General features: G+C 50.3%; 19 protein-coding genes and 1 pseudogene. 16 read left to right on the top strand and 4 right to left on the bottom strand.

Annotation, left to right across the window (positions count from 1 at the left end; translation table 11 throughout):
- The first annotated feature begins 298 nt into the window (after positions 1-298).
- Genes R70331_RS21335 through R70331_RS21320 form a run of 4 tightly spaced genes read left to right on the top strand, consistent with a single transcriptional unit; the run spans position 299 to position 1,977 of the window.
- Positions 299-877: an RNA polymerase sigma factor gene (locus R70331_RS21335; RefSeq protein WP_042178860.1), complete on the top strand. Its 579-nt coding sequence runs from the start codon at positions 299-301 to the stop codon at positions 875-877.
- A complete protein-coding gene (locus R70331_RS21330) occupies positions 858-1,166 on the top strand; it encodes a hypothetical protein (protein ID WP_042178857.1) in 309 nt (102 codons plus the stop codon). The genes R70331_RS21335 and R70331_RS21330 overlap by 20 nt, the downstream gene beginning before the upstream one ends.
- 36 nt (positions 1,167-1,202) lie before the next feature.
- Positions 1,203-1,583 carry a PLDc N-terminal domain-containing protein gene (locus tag R70331_RS21325; RefSeq protein WP_042178853.1) on the top strand — a complete coding sequence of 127 codons (381 nt, stop codon included), beginning with the start codon at positions 1,203-1,205 and terminating at the stop codon, positions 1,581-1,583.
- Positions 1,584-1,596: 13 nt separating this feature from the next.
- Positions 1,597-1,977 carry a hypothetical protein gene (locus R70331_RS21320; protein WP_042178850.1) on the top strand — a complete coding sequence of 127 codons (381 nt, stop codon included), beginning with the start codon at positions 1,597-1,599 and terminating at the stop codon, positions 1,975-1,977.
- 94 nt (positions 1,978-2,071) lie between these two features.
- Here the strand turns inward: R70331_RS21320 and yidC are convergent, their stop codons facing one another.
- Complete coding sequence (gene yidC, locus R70331_RS21315; protein WP_042178848.1) at positions 2,072-2,914, bottom strand: membrane protein insertase YidC; 843 nt, start codon at positions 2,912-2,914, stop codon at positions 2,072-2,074.
- Positions 2,915-3,301: 387 nt separating this feature from the next.
- Positions 3,302-4,288 (bottom strand): phosphotransferase, encoded by a 987-nt coding sequence (locus tag R70331_RS21310; protein WP_042178845.1) that lies wholly within the window; start codon positions 4,286-4,288, stop codon positions 3,302-3,304.
- A 218-nt stretch (positions 4,289-4,506) separates the two neighbouring features.
- Here R70331_RS21310 and pnuC point away from each other — a divergent pair, with 218 nt between their 5' ends.
- The 11 genes and pseudogenes from pnuC to R70331_RS21250 all read left to right on the top strand — a co-directional run bounded on the left by pnuC (position 4,507) and on the right by R70331_RS21250 (position 15,854).
- Entirely contained in the window at positions 4,507-5,184 is a 678-nt protein-coding gene (pnuC, locus tag R70331_RS21305; protein ID WP_042178843.1) for a nicotinamide riboside transporter PnuC, read from the top strand.
- Positions 5,181-6,200: an AAA family ATPase gene (locus tag R70331_RS21300; RefSeq protein ID WP_042178842.1), complete on the top strand. Its 1,020-nt coding sequence runs from the start codon at positions 5,181-5,183 to the stop codon at positions 6,198-6,200. The genes pnuC and R70331_RS21300 overlap by 4 nt, the downstream gene beginning before the upstream one ends.
- A gap of 18 nt (positions 6,201-6,218) precedes the next feature.
- Positions 6,219-7,023: pseudogene (locus tag R70331_RS21295) on the top strand (NUDIX domain-containing protein).
- Positions 7,024-7,477: 454 nt separating this feature from the next.
- Complete coding sequence (locus R70331_RS21285; protein ID WP_042178838.1) at positions 7,478-8,143, top strand: TetR/AcrR family transcriptional regulator; 666 nt, start codon at positions 7,478-7,480, stop codon at positions 8,141-8,143.
- Positions 8,136-9,434 carry an MFS transporter gene (locus R70331_RS21280; RefSeq protein ID WP_042178837.1) on the top strand — a complete coding sequence of 433 codons (1,299 nt, stop codon included), beginning with the start codon at positions 8,136-8,138 and terminating at the stop codon, positions 9,432-9,434. Before R70331_RS21285 ends, R70331_RS21280 begins: the two co-directional genes overlap by 8 nt.
- A complete protein-coding gene (locus tag R70331_RS21275; RefSeq protein ID WP_042178835.1) occupies positions 9,419-11,737 on the top strand; it encodes an ABC transporter permease in 2,319 nt (772 codons plus the stop codon). Before R70331_RS21280 ends, R70331_RS21275 begins: the two co-directional genes overlap by 16 nt.
- Before the next feature lie 9 nt (positions 11,738-11,746).
- Positions 11,747-12,505: an ABC transporter ATP-binding protein gene (locus tag R70331_RS21270; protein WP_042178833.1), complete on the top strand. Its 759-nt coding sequence runs from the start codon at positions 11,747-11,749 to the stop codon at positions 12,503-12,505.
- A 109-nt stretch (positions 12,506-12,614) separates the two neighbouring features.
- Positions 12,615-14,078 (top strand): SMI1/KNR4 family protein, encoded by a 1,464-nt coding sequence (locus R70331_RS21265; RefSeq protein WP_042178831.1) that lies wholly within the window; start codon positions 12,615-12,617, stop codon positions 14,076-14,078.
- A 127-nt stretch (positions 14,079-14,205) separates the two neighbouring features.
- Entirely contained in the window at positions 14,206-15,012 is an 807-nt protein-coding gene (locus R70331_RS21260; protein ID WP_042178829.1) for a class I SAM-dependent methyltransferase, read from the top strand.
- Positions 15,013-15,171: 159 nt separating this feature from the next.
- Positions 15,172-15,648: a hypothetical protein gene (locus R70331_RS21255; RefSeq protein WP_052419151.1), complete on the top strand. Its 477-nt coding sequence runs from the start codon at positions 15,172-15,174 to the stop codon at positions 15,646-15,648.
- A gap of 26 nt (positions 15,649-15,674) precedes the next feature.
- Positions 15,675-15,854, top strand: a complete 180-nt coding sequence (locus tag R70331_RS21250) for a hypothetical protein (RefSeq protein ID WP_042178827.1) — start codon at positions 15,675-15,677, stop codon at positions 15,852-15,854.
- Between the two features lie 571 nt (positions 15,855-16,425).
- Here R70331_RS21250 and R70331_RS21245 read toward each other — a convergent pair.
- Entirely contained in the window at positions 16,426-18,039 is a 1,614-nt protein-coding gene (locus R70331_RS21245) for a response regulator (RefSeq protein WP_042178826.1), read from the bottom strand.
- The gene (locus tag R70331_RS21240; protein WP_042178824.1) at positions 18,036-19,778 is read right to left on the bottom strand and encodes a sensor histidine kinase; all 1,743 of its coding nucleotides are present in this window, start codon (positions 19,776-19,778) and stop codon (positions 18,036-18,038) included. The genes R70331_RS21245 and R70331_RS21240 overlap by 4 nt, the downstream gene beginning before the upstream one ends.
- Before the next feature lie 324 nt (positions 19,779-20,102).
- On the opposite strand from R70331_RS21240, the gene R70331_RS21235 reads away from it, so the two are divergent.
- The gene (locus tag R70331_RS21235) at positions 20,103-21,710 is read left to right on the top strand and encodes an extracellular solute-binding protein (protein WP_042178822.1); all 1,608 of its coding nucleotides are present in this window, start codon (positions 20,103-20,105) and stop codon (positions 21,708-21,710) included.
- The last annotated feature ends 96 nt before the right edge of the window (positions 21,711-21,806 follow it).

Raw genomic sequence — 21,806 nt, 5'->3', positions numbered from 1 at the left:
TTGCTATTGAATAGCTTTTCTTTATTGATAATTATTATCATCTAGAAATTATTATTTGTCAAGCGTGTGTTATCCATTTCACAAGTTGTTCTTAAGAGGGCAGTAGGACACTACTACATAGTTTCTATAATAAATTACCCTGCAATCGCCCTGATAATTGTGTAGAATATTTGAACAATGTATATAGTGCGGAGAAAGTGCCTGTTCATTCTATCCGCAAAACTTTTCTTGTGAAATTTCGAACAAAGCTCTCATATCATTCGTAATGTAAATTGAACAATGCAGACGGAGGGGGAGAATGATAAGCGACAGACAGCTTGTAGAAGACTATCGATCCGGACAGCAGGCAGGGCTTGAACGTTTAATTGGCCGGTACAGGGATGATTTATTCCGGTTTTGCTGTCATCTTTCTCTGGACCGGCAGGAGGCAGAAGACTTGTTTCAGGAGGTCTGGGTGCGTGTGCTCCGCAAGCTGGAGAAGTACGATCCGGAGCGGCCGTTCAAAGCCTGGCTGTTTCAGGTGACCGTTAATCTACATAAGGACCGTTACCGTCAATGGAAAAAGCTGCGTGAACGCCTGACGCTGGCCTGGACCGACGATAACAGCAAGCACAGGGAACCCGGAGATGGCGCACCGTTAACAGAAGATTTTTTGCTCAAAAAAGAAGAGTTCCTGTATCTGGAGCAATGCCTGCGAACGCTGCCCAAGCGTTATCTTGCCCCGTTAATTTTATTTTATTATGAAGAATTCAGTTATGAGAGTATTGGCGAAGTGCTTGATGTTCCGCTGGGGACCGTGAAGTCCAGACTTAATCAAGGCAAAAAGCTGCTAAAAGCAGCAATGGGGGGCAGAGATTATGAAGCAATCAATGGATAGTGAGGAGCTGTTAAAAGAATATTTCAACGCTCCTGCAGCCGTACCGCCTCATTTGGTCGCGGACACACTCCGGAGGATTAATAACCGTCAGCCTATTGGCATTTTAATCAGCGCAGCGGCACTGAATATCATTATGGCGCTTTTTCTGGCACTGGTTCTGCTGGCCGGTCCGCTCCTTTTATTCTGGAAAATAGTTATCTTGCTGGTGTTTGCCTTATTTCAGATGATTGCTGTAATTCTTCTGCTTTACCGTATCTCCGGCGGCAGTTTGGAGGCTTCGACGAATTAGAATATGCCGACATTATTATTTTCAGAAGGGAGTACTATGAAGAACCGGGCAGGGCTTGAAAGGTTTGTTTTTTGGGCGTTCACAACGATTGTTGTGCTGGGATTCGGGACAGTTTTCATTATGATGGCTCCTTCTATAAAAGCAGCATTTGAGGATGACTTTGCGCTGGCTGTAATTACGGGGCTTATGCTGCTCTTTATAGCTTTGAATGTGCTGATCGCTGTGTTTATCTATAAAGATGCTTCCAGAAAAAAAATGAATCCCTGGCTGTGGATGCTGGCTGTTATTTATATTCCCAACTTTATCGGACTTCTGCTATATTTCTTTGCCCGCAGACAGCAGCATATCCCTGCGGCTGCTGATCCGGGGGCTAATCCCGTACAGTGCCCACACTGCGGTAACTTAATCCACCCATAAGGAGTGTCAAGAGATGAAGAAGAAATGGATTGTACCGGGCATGCTCGTACTTGTGCTTGCAATGCTGCTGACCGCCTGTGATAAAAAAATGATGTTCATAGCCTCTGAATCCGGCTCGAAAATTAAGGCTTCGTATAAGCTGTTCAGCGGTACGGACGATAAGAAGGTTAAGCTCAAAAACGGGGAGACGCTTACTGTTGATTATAAGTCCAAGGTGGAGCGGGGAGAGCTGACCATAGCGCTCTATGATCCGGACGGTGAGCTGGTCAAGGACTTTAATACAGGCGAAGCTGGGAGTGAGGAGATTACAGCAGGCAAGGATGGGACGTACAAGTTTATTATCACCGGCGAAGGCGCCAAGGGCAGCTATGAGATAAAGTTCAGCACTGAATAATAGAGGGGATCTTGTTAACCGAGCTGCCAGCCCAAAACAGAGCATCTGAGGATTGACCCCGGATGCTCTGTTTTTGTGTTGCTTTACAACTGAATTAATTTTCTTCAGCGCTGGCAGGCCGGTTAGTACCCGCTACCTTTGGCTTAGTATAGCTTTTATTAAGAAGGATCGTTTGCACGATAATGAATATGCCGCCAACTGCCCAATACAACGGTAAAGCGGCGGGCATCTGATAAGAAAATATACCCATCATGACCGGTGACAGCAATCCGAGGAACGCCATCTGATTCTTTTGATTGTGCTGAACCTGTGCTGAAGCAGATTGAGATACCCGGAACTGAACGTAATACACAGCAGCGGCAATCAGCGGTAAAATCATATCTGCCTGCCCCAGGTTAAACCACAAAAAATCGTGAGCTGCAATCTCGGGGGTACGACGAATGGCGTAATAAAATGCGAGGGTGATCGGCCATTGGAGAAGCATCGGTAAGCACCCCATGTTTAAGGGATTAAATTGATGCTTCTGGTAGAGCTGCATCATCTCGGCTTGCTGTTGTTTTTTTGCATCCGCACTAACGTCGTTCTTATACTTCTCATTAAGTGCAGTTAACTCCGGCTGAAGGATGGCCATCTTTTCTTTCATGCTCATTTGTTTCTTGGTTTGATTCATCATGAGCGGCATGATTGCAAGCCTGATGATCAGTGTCATCAGCACAATAGATAATCCGTAGTTTCCGTGAAATGCATCCGCGATGAATTTGATCATGAGCGAAAAGGGATAAATCAAAAGGTGGTTAAATAGCCCTGCCGAATCAGCGTTAATCGGATCTATGGGCGATGCTGCCGTACACCCGCTGAGTACAAGGACCGGAATCAGTCCGATCAGCATGACGAGAACGGGCTTGGCCCTTTTTTGGAGCAATTGAATCTTTTTCATTGTTGTCCTCCCTAATTGAATGTCTGGATATCAATGTGGGGAAGGACAGCTGTCTTCATCAGCCGGTGCTTCTCTTCTTCTGGCAATACGTATGATCCACCGCTGAATACTGTTCACTTGCGATAGTCTGTCAGCTACATACCAGGATGAACCGGCTGCAGTAATTTCATGATCCCAGTGTATCTTAGGTGAACGTAAATAGGTGAATGGAAGGAATACTAAGGAAGAGAAGAGGGCGATCGAGAGTGCCAGTTGAAACAAGTCATAAAATTGCTCCAGTCAAGTTCACCTCCGTATGAGCCGTGCTTGGAAAAATATGAATAAGGGTCATACGTCAGAACAACCGCGGAGTTTCAGTAACCTGTCTATTCTTCATTGCTTTACTGTCTAAATATTTCCTAACATAGCGGATAGGTTTTTTAGATTTTCTGCAAGCCAAATCATTTCTTTTGCGAAGCGGGTTGGCGGTACACTATGCTGATCCATGTTCGCATGAATCCACCATGTGCTTTCCATATACCATAACAACTGTAATGAATAGGTTAAATAGCCCTCTGCCACGTTCCGTTCCTCACTGTACCCTTCCATAAAGGCCGATGCCAGAGAGACATCTAAATGATCATCTAAGGCACAGGAGATAACAGCACGGGCCACATCAAGCTGCGGATAGTCATACTTTAGCCGATCGAAATCCAGAATTGCCGTTAATCCGTTGTCATTGAATAAAAGATTATCTGCCCAAAGGTCACGATGTGCCCATCCTGTTTGAAGGAGCCTGAAAATTTCTATATCCATTTCTTCAGTAGCCTTAAATTGAGTCTCTATGCCGGCAAGCAGCTGAGGTTTACCAGCTTCCGCAGTCTTTTCCCTAACTGCGTTCCAGTGGGCTAGACGCTCCTCACGGCTTGGAGGAATAAATTGCGGACTATGATTAAAGCCAAGAGTCCCGTCATTTAAGATCCGGTGCATTTTACCTGTTGCCCGGCCTAAATCGTATATTTGATGGACATTGGTCCTGCCTGGCGGAATTAAGATGCCCTGGCAATATTCCATTACCATGAAGAGCTCGCCATTACCCGATTCAAGCAAAATACTGTCATTATGGGATAACAGTTTGGGGCACGCAAGACCCTGATCATATAATCTGATCTGCTGAGAGAATGCAAACAACAGCTCCTCCCGGTTAAACAATTTATATCTTTCTTTGTTGTATTGTTTGAGTAAATACTCTCCTGCCTCAGTCGTAACTTTCCATTTTAAGTTCAACCAGCCCCGTTTTATTGAAGTCGTCTCCATTACATTCAAACCGAATACACAATGAAAGGTTTCTAGTAGGTCATCCAGGATCATTTCCTCTGCAGATATAGCCTCCATTTGGGTCAACTCCGATATGTATAATGTATATGTTTATATTCCGTATGGAGACTTCTATAACCTTCCCGGATAAACAGATTGCTGTCACGGACAGCTACTTGAAAATGTTCCTTGCATTTGGAGGGAGCCTCTGTTAAATTGATATTAACAAAATGAAATTATCAAATAGTTAATAAGTGTTGTTGTGTAGAACAATCGAATAAACGGAGGGATGCAGCATGAGCAAGGCTATGGGGAACTGGAAGTGGTTTGAAATCGTCTGGCTGATTGTATTTACGGCTATAGGAGTTCTTTTTACGTTTATATCCAAGGATTCATTATTTGGCTTCACGGTTTTTATCACCGGAGTGCTGTGTGTAGTGCTTACGGCGAAGGGGAAGCTTATGAGTTATGTATTTGGCATGTATAACACGTTCGGCTATGCTTATCTGGCCTATATAAACGGATTGTTCGGGGAAGTGATGCTGAATCTGCTGTTTTTTGTCCCGATGAATATCGTCGGCTTCTACATGTGGAAGAAGAATTTCCAGGGCGGCAAGCTGGCGATGCGGCAGATGGAGCTTAGAGGCATGCTGCTGGTCGGGGCAGTCTGTATCTCCGGCTTCCTGCTGCTGGGCTTCGGGCTGTCGTTCCTTCCGGGGCAGAACTCACCTTATATTGATGCTCTAACAACGGTTTTATCGGTTGTGGCAACCATTCTGATGGTACGCAGATTCAAGGAGCAGTGGCTGGTCTATATTGTGCTCAATATCTTCACGGTGCTGCTGTGGGGTATCCGGACGGCGGATGGGAGCAGTGAAGGCCCGCTGATGATCGTCATGTGGAGCGCCTATCTGCTCAATGCAGCTTACGGCTACTATAACTGGAACAAAGGGGCTAAGGAGGCGCTGGCATGAAGACACGTGGATTAACGCTGGGCAAATTCGCCCCGCTGCATAAAGGGCATCAGTATATGTTCGAAACGGCGCTGCAGGAGGTAGATGAACTCATTGTGGTAATCTATGAAACGGCTGTTTCCCCTATTCCATTGCATATCCGGGCAGGCTGGATACGTAAGCTCTATCCGGCGGTCCGTGTGATTGAAGCCTGGGACGGTCCGGACGGCTATTCTGACGACAGGGAGCATGAGATCCGTGAAGAGCAGTACATCCTGGGATTGTTAAAAGGCGAGCAGGTGACCCGCTTCTATTCCAGCGAGTTCTACGGCAAGCATATGAGTATTGCCCTTGGTGCAGCAGACCGGCGGGTGGATGAGGCACGTGAGAAGGTACCTGTATCAGCCACAATGGTCCGTTCCGATCCGTATAAGTACCGGGATTACGTTAGTGATCTCGTGTACCGGGATTTAATTACCAAAGTGGTATTCGTGGGAGCAATGTCCACCGGTAAATCCACCATTACCGAAGCGCTAGCCCGGCGGTACCGGACGGCTTACGCCAGTGAGTATGGACGGGATTACTGGGCAAAGCATCAGGTGGACCGCCGGATCGGGCTTAAGGCCTTTGACGAAATTGCTGTGGGTCATATTGAGCGGGAAGAGCGGGCATTACTTGGAGCGGACCGGTATCTTTTTGTTGATACCAATGCGGTCACCACATATATGTATGCGCTGGATTATCACGGGCAGGCACCTGAACTGCTGACCCGGCTCGCGCTGGAGAATGCGCAGCGGTACGATCTGTTTTTCCTGTGTGATGACGATATTCCTTATGATGATACGTGGGACCGCAGCGGGGATCAGAAGCGGCATGTGTTTCATAAGCAGATTATCGCGGATTTGCAGGCCCGGCGGATTCCTTACATTACACTCAGGGGAAGCCTTGAGGAGCGGATGCGCAGAGTAGATGAGGTGCTGGCGGAGTTTGAGCCTTACAGCAATTATTTTGGCGGCAGGCTTAGTAACAACAGATGAATGAGGGGGCGGACAACAGTGGGACTAGTGGATCGTAACGGGCTTACCGAGCAGCAGTTTTTGGAGCAATACCGGCCAGGGGATTATGAACGGCCTTCGGTGGCGGCGGATATGGTGATATTTGCGGTCACAGGCTTGGAGGATGAAGAACCTAAGCTTCCCGGGAAAGAGCTTCGCCTTCTGCTCATCCGCCGGGGAGGACATCCATTCCTGGGACAATGGGCGCTTCCTGGCGGTTTTGTCCAGCCGGACGAGACGGCAGATCAAGCTGCTACGCGGGAGCTGTGCGAGGAGACCGGCTTAAGCGATGTTTATCTGGAGCAGCTTGGCGTTTTCTCGGATGTCGGCCGGGACCCGCGCACCTGGGTGATAAGCTGCAGCTATCTTGCGCTGATCGACAGCAGCCGTCTGCAGGTACAGGCAGGAGATGATGCCGAGGACGCTGCCTGGTTTACGGTGAGTTACCGGCAGCTGGCGGAGCATACGGAGCGGCTGGGTAAGGGCTCCGTCAAAACGGGCAGATATGAGCTGAAGCTGAGCAGCGGCGGCCAAGAGCTGACGGCGGTTATAGGCCGGACTGTAACAGCCAAGCTGTACTCGAAGTCAGTCCAATATGCCATAGAGTCGAGTGAAGGCTTGGCCTTTGATCATGCGAAGATTATTGTTAGTGCTATTGAGAGGCTGCGGAGGTGGAAGATTGACAGCGATATGCGCTGGGCTGGTGGAAGAGACGGATGAAAATGCGGATGATGCGGGACAAGTTGGTCCTACATTGTACCAGAGGAATTGGGAGTGGGAATTTAGTTTGATTTTCGCCACCTGATTCTAATGTGTATCATCCCGGAGAATAATTAATTAGCATAGTTGCACTTTGTACATTTAAAAAGCTGCTTTTTCCTCCTGAAACAGGTTTAGCTGCACTCTGTACACTTAAAATCGCCTGAAAAGCCCGGTTTTGTTAATTTGGGCTGATTTAATTGTACAGAGTACACTTATACGGTGCAGACCCGGATTTTAGCTGGTTTTAGTTGTATGGAATACAGTTAAACCAGTATTAGCATTTGGCACTGGGGCACTTGAAGCATTATAAGGCGGTCTGGCGTACGATGCTGCTTGAGCACTGGATTATTTTGAAGCTTGCATCGGTCTAAAGGTATATTCCCCCCTTCCCCTCCCTCTAATAATGTGTTATTATTTACCATATAACCGACAGACAGTCGGTCGGTAAGCCCGTTTACTATAACCATCCATAACCATCCACCCAACAAGGAGCCTCCATGAGAATTGTAAAAGAAGCCGAAGCACGCAGAAACGAAATCCTCGACGCCGCCGATGAGCTGTTCGGTCAGAAAGGGTTCGACGGAACGAGCACCAATGATATTTTGAACAAGGTCGGGATTGCCCGGGGCACGCTGTATCATCACTTCAAGTCCAAAGAAGATATTATGGATGCGCTGATTGAGCGGTACAGCAGTAAGATGCTGGGGGCAGCGCAGGCCATTGCCCTGGACACCACCATTCCCGTAGTCGAACGCATTCTCAGTGCCGTTATGGCTATGAATATCAGCAGCGGCAACGGGGGGGAGAGCAGCTCGGAAATTATGGAGCATATCCACCGGCCGCAGAATGCGCTGATGCATCAGAAGATCCAGAAGATCATGGTTAACGGTGTTCCGCCGATTCTGACGCCCATTGTCCGGGAGGGTATTCAGCAGGGATTGTTCCACACGCAGTACCCGTATGAAAGTATGGAGATGATTATCATCTATGCGAACACCATTTTTGATGAGGAGATGGTTGAGATGACAGACGAGGTACGGATGTCGCGCATTCTGGCTTTTATCGCCAATGTGGAGCGGCTGCTCGGGGCTGAGGAAGGAAGCCTGATGAGTGTAATGCAGGCGTTCGGCGGCAGAGAGGGAGATGAGCCGGGCAATGAGTAACCGGGAGCGGGCCTTCGGCAAATTCCTTCTGCTGTGGTCGGGACAGCTTGTGTCGTCAGTCGGCAGCGGACTCACAGCGTTCGGTCTGGGGGTATACCTGTATCAGCAGACCGGGCAGGCATCCGCCATGGCTCTGGTTACTTTGCTGGCGTTCATGCCTTCACTCTTATTAAGTCCTGTTGCCGGTGTGCTTGCGGACCGCTATGACCGGCGGCTGTTAATGATGCTGGGTGACAGCCTGTCTGCAACCGGGCTCATCTACATTCTGGTCTGTCTGCTTAGCGGTGAAGCGCAGCTCTGGCAGATCTGCCTGGGAGTCACCGTCAGCTCGGTGTTTTCCTCACTGCTTGATCCGGCGTACAAGGCAACGGTGACGGATCTGCTGACGGAGGAGCAGTATACCAGGGCGAGCGGTTTCGTCCAGGTGGCCGGATCAGCCAAGTACCTCATATCCCCTGCGCTTGCCGGCTATCTGCTCATGGTGTCGGATGTGAAGCTGCTGCTGGTCATCGACATCTGCACTTTTGGGGTAACCGTTGCTTCAACGCTTGCTGTACGCAGGGGGCTTCCTTCCAAGCAAACGGAACAGACCGGGTCCTTCATCCTTGAGCTAAAAGAAGGCTGGAGCGCGGTTTCCGTAAGCAGAGGTGTGCTGATGCTGGTAATAATGACATCGGTAATGACCTTTTGTCTCGGATTCATAGAGACCCTGTCGATGCCGATGATCCTGGCTTTTGCCGATAGCGCTGCACTCGGTACGCTTGAAACCGTCATCGCACTAGGAATGCTGGCATCCAGTATCATTATCGGCGTTCTCCCGCTCAAGAAGAATTTCGTAAAGATCCTGGCGCTGTCCCTGTTCTGCGGAGGGCTGTGTATGGCCGTATTCGGGCTCCGGGAAAATATGCTTTTGCTTGGCGTTTCCGGGTTTTTCTTTTTCGCCACCTTACCGTTTGCCAATGCCAGCCTGGATTATCTGCTGCGGACTAATATCAGGAATGCCGTGCAGGGGCGGGCCTGGTCACTAATCGGGCTAGTGTCACAGCTGGGCTTCATTGCCGCTTATATGCTGTCAGGGGTACTCGCTGACCGCTTGTTCACTCCGCTTTTGACAGACAATGGAATGTTTGCAGGTACGCTGGGCCGGATTACCGGTACAGGCAGCGGCCGGGGAATCGGACTTCTGATCATTATCGCGGGGCTGCTGTTAAGTGCGGCTGCGGTTGTTCTATATAACCTGAAATCCATTAAAAAGCTGGAAACCGGAGGTGAACCATGTACTACAGGATAATCCGGGGCGACCTGCGCGCCGGTAAGCTGATTACACTGACCACTCTATTGTTCGTCACCGCTGCTGCTATGCTGGTTTCCCTGTCCGCCATTCTGACCGTCAATCTTGCGGGGGCCATTGATACACTGATGACACAGGCGAAGACGCCGCATTTCATGCAGATGCATTCAGGAGAGCTGGACCGGGCACGGCTTACGGCCTTTGCAGAGCAGAACGGCAAGGTTGAAGCGTTCCAGGTGCTTGAATTTGTAAATGTAGAGAATGCGCGGATTATCATCGGCGGCAAGTCGCTGGCGGACAATGTCCAGGACAACGGGTTCAGCACACAGAGCGGCAAATTTGACTACCTCCTAGGCCTGGATGGGAAGGTGATCACTCCGGCTGACGGCGAGCTGTATGTGCCAATCGTCTACATGAAGGACGGAACCGCCAAGGCGGGAGATACAGCTGTAATTGCCGGAAAAGAATGGACTGTGGCCGGATTTCTCCGCGATTCCCAGATGAACTCCCTGCTGGCCTCCTCCAAAAGATTTCTGGTCAGCGGGCACGACTACACCGCTATCCAAGCCTCCGGGAGCACCGAATATCTGATTGAATTCAGACTGAAGGAACTATCTATGCTTGGCGCTTTTAAAAATGACTACACCTCGGCAGGACTTGAAGCAAACGGCCCCTCCATCACCTACCCTCTGTTCAAAATGCTTAATGCCATGTCCGACGGGCTGATGATATTCGTTATTCTGCTGGTCAGCCTGCTTGTTGTTGCTGTCGCTTTTATGTGCATCCGGTTTACTTTACTTGCCACCATTGAACGGGATACTCGTGAGATTGGCGTTATGAAGGCTATTGGACTTCGCGTATCAGACATCAAGAAGCTGTATCTCGTAAAATATGCGGGCATCGCAGCCCTTGGCTGTGCCCTGGGATATGTCCTTTCACTGGTGTTCAGGGGGATGCTGCTGGACAATATCCGGCTGTACATGGGCGGGAACGAAAAGGCTTCGTTGACCCTGCTGCTTGGACTGGGCGGAGCTGTACTTGTGTTCCTGGCCATTACCGGCTATGTGAACAGGGTGCTGGGACGCTTCCGGAGAATCTCTGCTGCTGAAGCCGTACGGTTCGGTACCACGCAGGATAAATCAGGGGGAGCCAGGCAGCTGCGGCTGAGTGCAAACCGGCTGCTGAACACCAATGTTTTTCTTGGAGTCAAGGATGTGCTTGCCCGGAAAAGCCTGTATGTGACGATGCTTGCTGTAATCATCATTGCATCATTCATTATCACCGTCCCCCGGAACCTGTACAACACGATTGCTGCCAAAAGCTTCATTACCTACATGGGCGTAGGCAACAGCGATCTGCGCCTGGATATCCAGCAGACGGACAATATCGCTGCCAAAGCAGCGGAAGTGGCTGCGGTTATGGAGAAGGACCCATCTATCTCCCGGTACGCCGTGCTGACAACGGAGAGCTTTACTGCCTTAAAAGAGGATGGAGCAGAGGAGAGAATCAAGATCGAGCTTGGTGACCATTCCATTTTCCCGGTGAAATATGCTAAGGGCAGAGCGCCTGCGGCGGACCATGAAATGGCCCTGTCCGTGATGAACGCCGATGAGCTCGGCAAGCAGCCCGGTGATGTCATTACGCTGAAGTCCGGCGGGCAGTCAATAAATCTGACGGTATGCGGCATCTACTCGGACGTTACCAATGGCGGGAAGACCGCCAAGGCCGCCTTTGCCAGTCAAGCTGCAGATGTGATGTGGTCCGTCATTTACGCGGAGCTTGATGATAAGGCACTTGTCAGCAGTAAAGCAGGGGAGTATGCGGACCGGTTTTCTTTTGCCAAGGTATCCGGTGTCGATGAGTATGTTGCGCAAACCTTTGGCCCGACCATAAGCTCTGTGGGTACGGCTTCCCGGATAGCCATTGTTATGATGCTGCTGATCAGCGTGCTGGTAACAGTGCTGTTTATGCGGCTGCTGGTAGCGAAAGACCGGTATCCGATTGCTGTCATGAAGTCACTGGGGTTCACTAATGCTGACCTCAGAGTACAGTATTTTGCGCGTGCGGCAGCTGTGCTGGTGGCCGGAATTGTACTTGGGACCATTCTGGCGAACACACTAGGCGAGGGCTTGGCGGGGGCGCTTATCGGCTCGTTCGGTGCAGCCTCCTTCGAATTCGTGGTCGATCCGCTTGAAGCGTATCTGTTCAGTCCGCTTATGCTCGCCGGCCTGGTGCTTATCGCCACTATAATCGGTACATCAGGCACGGGACACATCACTATATCCGGTCATATTAAGGAGTAGATAAGGAAGATGAAGAAGATTATAGCTGCTGACCATATCGAAAAAGCCTTCGGCCAGGGCATAGAACGGCGCAAGGTGCTTAATGGAGTGTCGGTAAGTATTAGCGAGGGTGAGTTCGTGTCGGTGATGGGGCCATCGGGCTCGGGCAAATCGACGCTGCTGTTTGCGGTGAGCGGGATGGACACGATTGACGGCGGGCAGGTGCTTTTTGACGGCAGGGAGCTTGGAGGACTTAAGGAGAATGAGCTGGCTGACCTGCGCCGGACGCAGATGGGCTTTGTATTCCAGCAGCCAACGCTGATGAAGAATATGAACCTGCTGGATAATATTATCCTTCCGTCCATGCGTGATAACAGAAGGAACGTGAAGACGATTACGGAACAGGCGAGATCACTTATGAAGAAAACCGGCATTGCCGGGCTCGAAAAGCGGGACATCACCCAGGTATCCGGCGGCCAGCTGCAGCGGGCAGGTATTTGCCGGGCGCTGATGAGCAGTCCGCAGATCCTGTTTGGCGACGAGCCGACCGGAGCGCTGAACCAGGAGGCTGCCGAAGGCATCATGAGCCTGTTCGCCGAGATCAATGAGACGGGGACTGCGGTGATGCTGGTCACCCATGACGCCAGAATTGCCGCCAAGACCGGGCGCATTCTGTTCATGTGTGACGGGCAGATCGTGAGCGAGCTGCAGCTGCCGAAATTCAGGGGAACGGAGCTTGAGGGGCGGATGGAGCAGGTTGTGACGCGGATGAGGGAGCTGGGGATATAGATAACCGGGAGGACCCTTCACTCTAAAAAAGAGTGGAGGGTCTTTGGTTTTTATGTGATATATTGGATTTGTTCTAATAGAATCTACTTTTGCGGAATGGGGCCATTATATGCCGTTATTTAATGAAAATGGAGAGTGCAGTCTGATTGAAGCTTTGAAAGCATACATACCGGAGGTAGAGGAGCTGCTGAATCCGGGAGTGGAGGAAGCGCAAATCATGGAGGCTGAGAATAGAATCGGGTTCCCCTTTCCGGATGATTTCAAAAAACTGTATATGAAGCATAACGGCGAGGGAGATCAGGTCATGGGCGTCATGGCCGGATTTTCCTGGCATATTCTTCCTAACGGGAATAATTGGAGGAATCCGAGCCTGAATATAATCTCCGGTAAACCGGATGCGATAAAAGAAGGAGGATACAGAAAGGGCTGGGTCCCTTTTGCAGATGATGGCGGCGGGTCGGTTCTTATTATGGATTTGGAACCCGGAGAGAAGGGAACTTATAGTCAGGTGATCTCGTTAGACCGTAATACTAATATTTCTTATGTCCTTGCAGAGAGCTTCGGACAGTTTGTAGAGTCCATCGCAGCTCAGCTCAGAACAGGTGATTTAGAACCGAAGGAAACGGAGGATGTGATCTTTGTTCACCGGAAGCGGGGACATTTATTTGATGATTTGCTCACGCTGGCCCATATGCAAGATGTACAGAACAGCCTTATTCCGCTAGACGGATACTGGGCGGAGCATTTTGCAGACAAGCTTGAAGACGGCCTTATTTCTACGGAAACGTTGAACAAACAGAATAGGATCTTTATCCGGTCTGAATTGGCGGAAAAACACGGGGCAGTGTCTTTGGAGCTTTTGACGCGTATGCCTAATCTTAAGGAACTTATTATCCATGCTGATCACGTTGCAGATTATGAAGTATTCAAGCAGCTGACAGGACTAACAGAGCTGGTAATCGGCGGGTCCTCTTTTACAGAGTCCGATCTGGACTACTTAGCTTATTTAGGGGATTTAAGGAAACTGACCCTGGTAAGACTTACATTAACGAATGTACACAAACTGAAGGATATCCCCAAATTAAAAACACTCCGATTAATTAAAATAGATTCAATCGACAGCAACACGATAGGTGCTCTAGTGAATTTGACGGAATTAGAACTGGAAGACTTAGAAGCTGGCGATTTAAGCTGCATTTCAAACCTTACAAAGCTGAAAAAGCTGGAGCTGAATAAAGTGGTAATCCCTGATTTTGCATTCATGAAAGATTTGAAGAATCTGACCACATTCAGAACGGATGGCCGGGCTGAGGATGAATCGGACATGGCAGTCCTGGGGGAGCTGCGGAGGCTTGAGGAGTTTATCTATCCGGTTGGCGAGTTATCCATTTTCGCAAATTGCTTGAGTCTGCGGGAAATTGGAGTAGATGCATCCAGATATAGCGGGCTGGCGGAGCTTTTCAGGTGTAATATTAGAGGGATCAGGATATTTGAGGCATCCTCGAAAGAACATGTTAAATCTATTGTTGCTGAGTTCAGCAAACACTTCAACCTTAATTCTTACCAGGGGTAGGTTAGTCCGGAAAATAGATTGTTTATAATCAAACTCTCCCTTGATACCTTAATCTTCGCGTATGTAAAATAATGGATGTGAAGCAGATTGGAGCTTCCCCCATGCAGGTGTACAAGGAGAGGTGTTAATGCGATATAACTGGATAAATGCTGAGGAATTTTCCTTTAACAGCTTCCTGCTGCTGGACCGTTGGATTATTGAGATGATCTGCCGGGATTACCGGGAGTGGACGGAGTATGAACAGAGCCTTGGAGCTGCGCTGGCCTATAATCCCGCGGTTGCCTGGTACTTCGTTCAGCGGAGCCCGGAGAGTAAAGCGTATGTGGAGCAGATCATTGCTGCTGCTGCAAAGGGGCTGAGTGCCGAAGAGGTACGCCGGGCGGAGGTGTTTGTCCTTCAGGCGATGGAAACCTCTGTGGTGTACGCTTACCCGGAAATTATGAACCGGAATTGTAACTACATCTATGATTGGGATAAAAAGCATCTGCTCGATTTGGCGGATTTCAGAGACGCTCTGGTGCTGGATGTGGGAAGCGGTACCGGACGGCTTGCCTTTGCGGCGGCGGAGCAGGCCAGACGGGTCTATGCGAGTGAGCCTACGGACAGGCTGAGAGAATACATACGCGACAAGATCAAGCGGGAGAACGTCAGCAATGTAAAGGTTCTTGACGGTACAGCAGACAGCCTGCCTTACGAGGATAATACCTTTGATATCGTAATGTCAGGGCATGTCGTAGGTGACCACTATGACCTTGAGCTGGCGGAGCTGACCAGAGTGGTCAAAAACGGCGGTGTGATCATCGATTGTATCGGAGACGACGACCATAAGAGAAAACCCGATGACGAGCTGCTGCGGAGGGGCTTTGAAGTCTTTTACCATGTGAGCAAATCCGGCGGGGATATCTACACCTACCGCAAAAAAATAACCAAATAGCACACCGGCAACAGCGGCGCTGAGGATATGAACCGATCCGGCGGCCGCTGTTTCTTTTTAGCTGTTATGAAGGGGATGCTGCGTAAGCAGACTTTGGTTAGTGTATTAATAATATGACAAGACCTAACCATATCCTGTAAACCGAATGGAGCGCCGGCAATGAACGATGAATGGAGCAACGGCGGACTGGAAGGAACGGTTCAATCTGTGTCTGCGATGTCGATGAAAGCAAGCGAAGGACTAACGATCCAGGATTCGATTAGAATGCTTCAATCTGCCCGCAGCTCGGCGGACGGCAGGGTCCCAGGAGCGGAGCACCTGGATGAGCAGAGGGTTTTTACTGCGATAAAGGAAGCTGTCTTAAATGCGGAGACATTATATATAGCTTATGATGTCCACACGAATTACCCATACATTGGTTCGGGCAATCAAGTGTGGGTATTCTCAGAGGATAAATTCGCGGCGGAAGCGGCCGACTATTATCTGCAGCAGCTCATCCAGCTCGAGATGAGAAGGCTCGGCAGAGAGGACATCCTCAAAATGCTTGCTGAGCTTCATGTTCTGGGAATCGGCTTCCGGCTGGATGAGAAGAATCAGCGGATGGTTGCGGAGTATGTGCGGGAGCGGGATGCTTAATATGGCAAGGTAAGGAGAGGCGCCGAATGTCCATAAAAACCCAGTCTATTATAGTTGGACTCTTTTCCGGTGGAGGATTAACCGCTACTGTCTGGCTGCTGTATGATGAATGGTCTACTCAGAAGAAGATAGTATACACTCTTTATGCGATTGTCGTAGGCGCAGCAGGATATTGGATGGCTATGAACTCCAAGCGGAGAAGCTGAGATTACGTAGGGTTTATAGCCGGAGCCTCGATTCTTCGGCAGAAAACGGTGAAGGTAAATATTAAAACCATTCGTACTGTAAAGTCTAAAGAGTACACTCATGAAGCCCCCCCTTGTACTGTTTAAAGCTGCCGGCGGGGTGATCATCCTCCTTGGGCTGCTGATTTGGGTATTCGGATTTCCGGGGTTTTTTGTAGGATTGAATTAAGTGGAAAAAGGACACCTAATTCCGGTCAAACACCCTGTTTGATCCATCTAAGTGGAAAAAGGTAACTTAATTTTACTGTTTCTGCGCCTGGAGGGGGTTTGGGCTGAATTAAGTGACATTTTTACAACTAATCAGTTTAAGTAGTCAGAAAAAGTGAAATTAAGTGACCAAAATCGAACTAAATGTGGAGGAGGAACTATCCTCTCAGCAAAAATCTCTCATAACCGGCTCCAACCCGTCCTGGACCCATCAAATGCAGCAAATCAGCTGCCAACAACCGGATTCAGCTAAAAAGAGCGGCAACCCCGGACCCAAAATCCCGGACTGCCGCTCTTTATTTTCATCCTAACCTATCCCCGCCACCTAACCCACCCCATGCGGCTGCTGCTCCTTCTTATACTCATTCGGCGATAAACCGACCTCCTGCTTGAACAGCTTGGAGAAGTAGGAGTAGTTAGAGTAGCCGGTTTTGCTGGCGATGGTATAGACGGACAGGCTGGTTGTTTCCAGCAGATGTCTGGCAGCGGCGATGCGCACCTGGATGACGTAGCTGCCGAGAGAGATGCCGGTTTCACGCTTGAACAGCCGGGCCAGATAGTCCGGATTGAGGTAGACGATTTCCGCCAGATCGTTGCGCGTCAGGTCGTCCCCATAGTGCTCGTGGATATACTGCTTGATCTCCTCGGCAATCGATTTGGGCTGGGCGGTGAAGTCGCGGTACTCCATGGCGGTGTTGACCAGGTACTTCAGGTATTCCTCCATATCCTCGATTGAGTGCAGGGAGTGAAGCAGCAGCTTGTCATTGGCCTTGCCGGCGTAAAGCTTGTGGGCCTGGATGCCCTTTTGCTTGAGAAAAGAGTACACCAGCTGCACCATGTCCAGCCGGAACAGGCCGAGCACCGGGGTATCGAGCGACTTGTAGCTGAGCATGGAGCGCAGATAGCGGATAGCCTCCTCCAGATAAGCAGCCAGCCTGTTCTGGTTCAGCAGCTCCTCAAGCTGGGCCAGATCCGGCGGGGTGTAGGAGGACTTCGGTTGGCGCAGATCGTTCTCCACAAGGTAAGTCTGGTTCCGGCATCTCGTCAGCTCCTCGTCCATGTTCAGCAGCTGCTTCAGGATGCTGCCGAACTGCAGCAGCTCACCCGTCAGGCCGATTGTGCAGCAGGCATCGCATTTCAGATAAGGCACCGCCTTTTGGATAAAAGAAGCCCCGGTTGTCTGCAGCAAGGCATTGTCCAGCGGCGGCTCGCTCCAGTTGAGGATGGCGATCCAGTTGTACTCTTTTACCTCAAGAATGCTTTGGACCGTGTAGCCGGGATGCTGCAGCAGCTCATACAGCACGTTCAGCAGCGCGAAGTCGAACAGATCCTTCTCTTCCTTGCCCATGCTGCCATTATGGGGGAAGACATTGAACAGGACAGGCTGAATGAGATCGTTCATCTGATAGGACAGGTTCTGCTCCCCGATGGCACGGCTGATTTCGGCCTGCTTAACCGGGGAGGAGGTGCTGCCGCTGACCAGCTTCCGCCAGAAATGCTCCAGATTTTTGGACTGGTTTTTCTGCCAGAAGTAGCCCCCGATAATCGCCTCCTCATTGCTCTGATGCTCCTTGGCGCGGGTGACAGCTTTTTGGATGATCAGCATCAGCTTGTCGAACTCAATCGGCTTGAGGAAATATTCGAAGCTCTGCAGCTCGATCGCCTTCTGGGCGTAGTTGAAGTCCGCGTAATTGGTCAGAAGGATTGCCTGAACGCTGAGATTCTGCTCCCTGATCCAGGCCAGCAGCTCCAGGCCGCTGCCCTGCGGCATTTCAATGTCGGAGATCAGAAGCTGCACAGGATGCTTCTCCAGAATCTCGCGCGCCTGGGCTACATTGTTTGCGGTATATACCGTTTCGATGCCCAGCTGCGGCCAGTTGATTTTTTTCTGCAGGGCGGCAATTACGTAATAATCGTCATCTACCAGCAAAATATTCATAGATCTAACTTCCTTTCTGCTGCAGGCTCCGGAAGATCGGGCAGGTATAACGTGATGCATGCACCGCTGCCGGGAATATTGGTGAAAGTCACGTCGGCCAGATTATAGTAGAGATATTCCAGCCGTTTCAGTGTGTTCATAATGCCGATATGCGTACCCTTGGTCTGGTCCAGCGGCAGTCCGTCCTGCAGCTTCTCCAGCACCTCCGGCGGAAAGCCCGGCCCGTTATCCGACAGCTCAATCCGCGTACCGGCAATTCCCTCCTCCAGCTGGCAGCGCTGCACAGTGAGCGTGATCTGCATTTCATTTTCCCGGGAGATGGCGTATTTGACGGAATTCTCAATGAAAGTCTGCAGCACAAGCGGCGGAATCTTCACATTCCTGGCCTCCTCAGGCAGCTCGACCTGATAGCTGAAAGCGTCCCGGTAGCGCTGCTTCTGAATCTCCAGATACATCTGCACATGCTCAATCTCGCTCTCCAGCGGCACGAAGTTCTCCCCGTTCTGGAACAGGTAGCGGAAATACTTCGAGGTGGTCATCGCCATATCCTCAATTTCCTGATACATTTGAATTTGAGCCATACTGTAAATACTGGTCAGACAGTTCAGGAAAAAATGCGGCTTGATCTGCTGCTTCATATAATCCAGCTGAATCTGCTGCTTCTCCAGTTCCTGCTCGTACATCGTGATTTTGAACGTTTTGATCTGCTGGACGAGATCCTTGAACTGGGAGTTGGCCTGCTCGAGCTCAATGATTTTGCTGCCCTTGTAGTCTGCCGGCTGGCTTTCTTCATTAATACGGGCCAGATTCTCGGAGAAGCTCTGGATCGGTCCAAGCACCCTCCGGTTGAAAAAGATCATAATGATCGACAGCGACGAGATCACCATGAAGAACAGCAGGACGATCAGAAGCTGGGCGATCATGATTTTTTCAAAAGCCCCGAATTTGATCACCATGTCCGCGCTGAATGTTGTATTCAGGAACTCGCTGCTGATCGTGGTGCGCGGCTGCATAAGCAGGGAAGAACCTCCCTCTTCGGGAAGCACCCTGCCGCTGTTGGATACGGGACTTGAGAGCACTGTGCCCTGGTCATCCACGAGCGAAGCGTAGCCGTTAGCCCCCAGATTAATCTCGCGCAGCGGGCGGATCAGGTTGTCGGCGGAGATCAGTCCGATCAGATAGCGGTTGTAGTACGGGACGATGTTAATGACGTAATATTTGCCGTTTACCAGAATAGGCGTCCATTTGGAATAGAACTTTTCGTACACCTCCTTGTCATCAATAAAAGAGATGATCTGCCGCTTCAGCTCCAGATAGTCCGGATAGTTCACGCTGATCGGTGCACAGTTCAGGAAGTAGGACTGATTTTTTAAATAGTAGAAAAAATTATATTCCTGGCCGTAGTTCTTTTGCAGCTCGGTAAATTTTTTGTGCAGATTCTCGTTGGATTTGAGGAATTCAATGCTGTTAATGCGGTAGGCATTCATCGTGTTCAGCGTCTCGTCATTGGCCAGCGTCCAGCCCATATAGTGGTTCATGTAAGCGAAATCATGATTGATCCGGTTAATGTACAGCGCCGCCGTATCCTTAAGATAGCGGGTCGACTGCTGCCTGACGATAATAATGGAAGTAATGCTAATGATAAGGTCCGCGATGAGGACAATGACGGCAATCAGGATCATAACCCTTACATAGTGGCGGATGGGAAGCGGCTTGGGTGCTGCTGTTTTTTTGGTCATGGCTGGGTACGTACCGGTCCCTTTCTGCGCGATTTCAATAATGAATGCGTTTTATTTAGGTAACATCAACATTATAAAACCTTTGCCCGAAAAAAACATAAGTATAGGGAGGCGTTTTGCCGCAAAGTCCGGAAAGCGCTAACAAAGGTCTGGAAAGTGTTATGAAAACAAGGGCCTGCAAAGAGATTCGTGTCCGGATAACAGGCAAATCTGCGCCAGAGGTCCGAATAACGGCGGCAAAGCGTCCGGAATGCCTATCTGCAAGCCGTTATGATTAGACATGTAAAGTCAATATGCACACATAAGAAACGGGGGAGTTACACAATGGTCAAACAGGGCAAAAAAGCTTCGGCCAAAAAGCTGACGACCGGACTTCTGGCAGCCGTAATGGTTGCAGGACTCGCAGGCTGCGGCGGCGGTAACGGGGAGAACAATGCTGCAAGCACTGATACAAGCAGCTTCAACAAGGAAGGGCTGCCGATTGTAAGCGAGCCGGTAACGCTGAAGGTACTGACTGTGCGCTGGGGCAGCATGGGGGACACGTTCACGCAGAACCAGTGGCTGAAGGATCTGGAAACGAATACGAATGTAAAAATCGACTGGCAGGTCATGTCCTCCAATGACTGGGGCGAGCAAAAATCGATCATGCTGGCCAGCGGCACGCTGCCGGATGTGGTGATCGGGGATCAGACCTTCTCGGATTCCGATATCGTGAACAACCTGAGCTATTTCCGTCCGCTGGATGAATACATCGACCAGTACATGCCTAATCTTAAGGCTGCAATGGAAGAGACGCCGGATATGAAGAAGATCAGCACGTTCCCGGACGGTAAAATCTACTCCTTGCCGACAAGACTGCCCTCGCGTCCAAAGAGCTCCCGCCAGCCGGTCATCAACAAAACATGGCTCGAAAAGCTCGGCCTAAAGGTTCCGGACACCATCGATGAGCTGTATAACGTAATGAAGGCATTCAAGGAGCAGGACCCGAACGGCAACGGCAAGGCGGATGAAATTCCGTATATTGAAGTGAGCAACGACCTGATCAGCCCGTTCGGCATCGCCGACCTCAACAACAATAACATGCTGGTTAAGGACGGCAAAGCGGTATACTATCCGACCTCGGAGGAATACAAGGAAGGCCTGAAATGGGAAAACAAGCTGTACACTGAAGGCCTGCTCGACAAAGAGCTGTTCACCCAGGACGACACGATGAGATCCGCCAAGTTTCAGAACCCGGATGCTCCAGTTGTAGGCTTCTCCTACCAGTGGACGCCGGATGCCGTATTCGGCAAATGGGGCGAGCAGTACGTAACGATTCCGCCAATCGCCGGACCGGACGGCAAGCGCTACACGATTGGCAATCCGAACGGGATGAACCTGGCCCGCAACGAGTTCCTGATCACCTCCTCCTGCAAAACGCCGGAAATCGCCGCACGCTGGGCTGACCAGTTCTACACCGATGAAGCGAGCATCCAGAACTTCTGGGGCGCGATCGGCACGGTTATCCAGAAGAACGATGACGGCACCTATACGCTGATGGACCCGCCTGCCGGAACCAGCGCCGACGCCTGGTATTGGGAGCAGTCGCTGCGTGACTTCGGTCCGAAATATGTCAGCCCGGCCTTTGAGAAAAATATCGTGCTGAGCACAGAATCCGGCGACGGCCTGAAGCTGCAGCTCGATAAGCTGGGCAGTGAGTATGTAACTGAGCCTTTCCCTAACGTAATGTACACCGCTGAGGAGTTCGAGGAGCTGCCGACGCTGACCACCGACATTGATTCCTATGTGAACACCATGCGTGCCCAATTCATCAGCAAGGGCAATATCGATGAGGGCTGGGATGCCTATGTGAAGCAGCTGAACGACATGGGGCTCGACAAGCTGCTCAAGATCCGTACCGAAGCCTACAGCCGTTATACCAGTGTAAAATAATCCGCTTGTTATCCGCCCCGCGCAATCCGTTGCGTGGGGCGGGATTGTCTGTGGGAGTTGGTCATCCCCCCATACTCGCACCTCCAACTCCGCCAC

This window comes from Paenibacillus sp. FSL R7-0331 (assembly GCF_000758645.1).
Lineage (GTDB): Bacteria > Bacillota > Bacilli > Paenibacillales > Paenibacillaceae > Paenibacillus_AQ > Paenibacillus_AQ camerounensis.
This window is presented reverse-complemented; position numbering and strand designations above follow the sequence as displayed.